Genomic DNA, 2,945 nt, shown 5'->3' on the forward strand with positions numbered 1-2,945 from the left:
GGGCCTGGTCATGGGGGCGGCTGCGGGGCTCGGGCTGCCTGTGGCGGAACCGTGAGGTGCCTCAGTGGCGGTGGAACGGCAGCCTGTTGCCACGCGTGCACCACGAGTGCGGCACGGGGTGCGGCCGCCAGGAGCGGTCCCAGTCGGCGCGGTTCGGGCGGTGGTGGCCGCCCGCGCAGGAGGCGGCCTCGCAGAGGAGGGCGCTCAGGACGGCCGTGACGGCGGCGAGTTCGGCGGCGGTGGGTGAACCGTGGAGTATCCGCAGGTGATGGCGCATGGGGTCATCGTGTGACGGCGGCCTCGTGCCCGCACCCGGTGGAGCCGGAGCCGCCTCCGACGCGCACACACAGCGCGGCGGACGTCTTGGCCGGCGTTGTGGCGGACTGGCGGCCGGGTCGCGGGCGGGCTCGGGGAGGCGGTGTGCAGTCGGCGGATGGGCCGTCCGGGTGAGGTGAGAGCCGAGGGGTGACCGGGCGCCCGCCCTGTCGCCGGCTGTGCGACCGGCTGCGGCGCGCTCAGAGCCGTACACGGTGACGGGGCGGAGTCGGCTCGGTGCGCGCGGTCTCCTCCGGGGCTCGCCGTACGAGGAGGGCCCCGGGCGTCGGCGTACGACGTCCCGGGGCCCTTCTGCCGAGCCTCTCACCTCTCAGGGCGCGGCGTTCCGGTCTCCTGTCACGGCGCTCAGGTCACGTGGCCACTCCGCCCCTGCGGCGGGCGCGAGGTGCTCCTGCCCCGCGTTCGCCGGTCGCCGCCATGGCGGCGCCGAGCAGCAGGGCGATGGCACCGACGACGACGTTGTTCCACACGGTGCGGGTCGTGTCGACGTTACCGGCGACGACCCACGGCGAGATGATCGTGAACGCGCCGATGGCCACGGCGCACCACGCCATGGCGTGGGTCCGCTCGTAGGCGGAGCCCAGTCCGCCCATGCAGAGTGCGTAGGCCACGCCGAGGATCAGGTTGGTCACGGCGAGTGCCGTGAGGCCGCTGAATCCCACGATCCACGGCGAGGCGGCCAGGAACACACCGGTGAGGAGGGCCAGTGCCTCGACTGCCTGTGCACGGGGGCTGATGGTCGCGCGCTCGAAGCGGGAGCGCATCTCGGCGAGGTCAGGGTGTTGCTCGATGGTCGGATGGGTGGTCATTGCGGGCCTGCCTCCTGTAGAAGCCTTTATCTGCCCTTTATCCACCATCTAACGCCCACTACTCCATCCGGGTCAAATGGAACTTTTCGCGCGGAGTGCGGCCAGGGTGACGACACCTCTCCGACGCGGCATCGTTGATCAGCCACGATCCCGCAGCAACCGAAAGGGGACCCCCATGAGCCTTCGTACCGCCGCCCTCGCCGCCGCCACCGGTGCGCTGCTGACCACGGGCGCCGCAGCAGCACCCTCGTACGCGCATCCGTCCGGAACGGGTGACGGGGTCGCGGTCGTGAAGAACGACACGCTCACGCCGTGGTCAGTCGTCGACTTCCTGCTCGTGGACGAGGACGAGGACGCGGGCGGGGGCGCCAGCGCGGGGCACGAGGGCTAGGGCGGGCGGCCGGGCGGGCGGGCGCCGGAGACGGGGGAAACGGCGGTGTTGCCGCCGGATTTCGGACGTGTTGCGGCTCACTCACCGCACCGTTCCACGCATGGTGCACCGTTGAACATCGGCGGCGACCGGCTGTCAGCCTGCGGTGACGCCGGGTCACATCTCCCCAGTTGGCCTGGGAGTGGCGGTTTCGCGTCACTGCTTGAATAAAAGACCAAACTGAAAAGCGCCGCTGAATGTGCGTCAACAACACCGGCGCGGCAGGCTGTGCCCCGAACCGGCCCGAACGGGATCCGACCGTAAGGGACTCGAAGGAAAGGGATGATGACGCACATGTGGACCCCGCTGAGACGTACCGCCGTATGCGGACTGGTCACCGCCGCCGCCCTGGCGACCCTGGCGCCCGCCGCCTCCGCGGTGACGGAGGCGGATGGGACCGCGGACACACGGCTGTACGCGCCGAGCGCACTGGTCCTCACCGTGGGACAGGGCGAGACCGCCGCGACATCGGTCCCGCTGCGCGCGGTGACCCTCACCTGCACTCCGGCGCCCGGCGGAACGCATCCGTCGCCGCAGCGGGCCTGCGACACGCTGCACGCCGTAAAGGGCGAGTTCGGCGCCCTCAGCGGTACCGAGGAGCGCGCCTGCATCAAGATCTACGACCCGGTCGTCGTCACCGCACAGGGTGTCTGGGACGGGCAGCGCGTGAACTTCGAGCGGACCTTCGGCAACGCGTGCGAGATGCGCGCCGAGGGCACGAGCGTCTTCGCCTTCTGAGCCTGACCGCGCCTCCCCCGGACCGTCCGGTCACCGTCCCCGCACAGCGCACGCGCGTGCCGGCCCCTGCGCCCGCGCCGTTTTCCGTGGCAGCCTCCCCCTGCCCGGGACGGCGCGGGCGTTTCGGCTGAAATTGGGCATACGTGAAGTAGCGCAGCCACGACCGGCCCTCAGGGGGCAGGGACGTGGACGTGAGCACGGGCGTGGACGTGGACGTGGACGTGAGCACGGGCGAAGGCTTGGCATGGACGTGGACGTGGACGTGGACAGCGTTGCCGACGAGCTGTACGGGCTGCGGCCGGCCGACTTCACCGCGGCCCGTGACCGGCGTGCGGCCGAGGCCCGGAAGGGGGGCGACCGGGAGCTCGCCGGCCGTATCCGGGAGCTCCGGAAGCCGACGCTGGCGGCGTGGGCGAGCAATCTGCTCGTACGGGAGCGGCCTGACGAGGTGCGGTCGCTGGTCCGGCTCGGGGAGGGGCTGCGGCGGGCGCACCGCGAGCTGGACGGTGAGCGGCTGCGGGAGCTGAGCCGCCGGCAGCACGCCGTGGTGGCCGCCCTGGCCGGGCAGGCACGGCGGCTGGCCGCCGATGCTGGGCAGGACGTGGGCGACGGAGTGCGGCAGGAACTGGAAG

Annotated in this window: 4 protein-coding genes and 1 pseudogene; 3 read left to right on the forward strand and 2 right to left on the reverse strand. The window is 72.0% G+C overall.

The features are described from left to right. Window positions 1-61 precede the first annotated feature (61 nt). Window positions 62-277: an acyl-CoA carboxylase subunit epsilon gene (locus HTZ82_RS07305; protein WP_175408472.1), complete on the reverse strand. Its 216-nt coding sequence runs from the start codon at window positions 275-277 to the stop codon at window positions 62-64. A gap of 409 nt (window positions 278-686) precedes the next feature. Continuing rightward, complete coding sequence (locus HTZ82_RS07310) at window positions 687-1,145, reverse strand: SPW repeat protein (protein WP_175408473.1); 459 nt, start codon at window positions 1,143-1,145, stop codon at window positions 687-689. 175 nt (window positions 1,146-1,320) lie between these two features. Here HTZ82_RS07310 and HTZ82_RS07315 point away from each other — a divergent pair, with 175 nt between their 5' ends. The 3 genes and pseudogenes from HTZ82_RS07315 to HTZ82_RS07325 form a co-directional block, all read left to right on the forward strand. Further along, entirely contained in the window at window positions 1,321-1,536 is a 216-nt protein-coding gene (locus HTZ82_RS07315) for a hypothetical protein (RefSeq protein ID WP_175408474.1), read from the forward strand. A gap of 333 nt (window positions 1,537-1,869) precedes the next feature. Next, entirely contained in the window at window positions 1,870-2,313 is a 444-nt protein-coding gene (locus tag HTZ82_RS07320; RefSeq protein WP_309235354.1) for a subtilase-type protease inhibitor, read from the forward strand. Window positions 2,314-2,557: 244 nt separating this feature from the next. Next, window positions 2,558-2,945, forward strand: a pseudogene (locus tag HTZ82_RS07325) (hypothetical protein); the annotation flags it as partial.

It is taken from the genome of Streptomyces sp. TRM64462 (genome assembly GCF_013362995.1).
GTDB lineage: Bacteria > Actinomycetota > Actinomycetes > Streptomycetales > Streptomycetaceae > Streptomyces.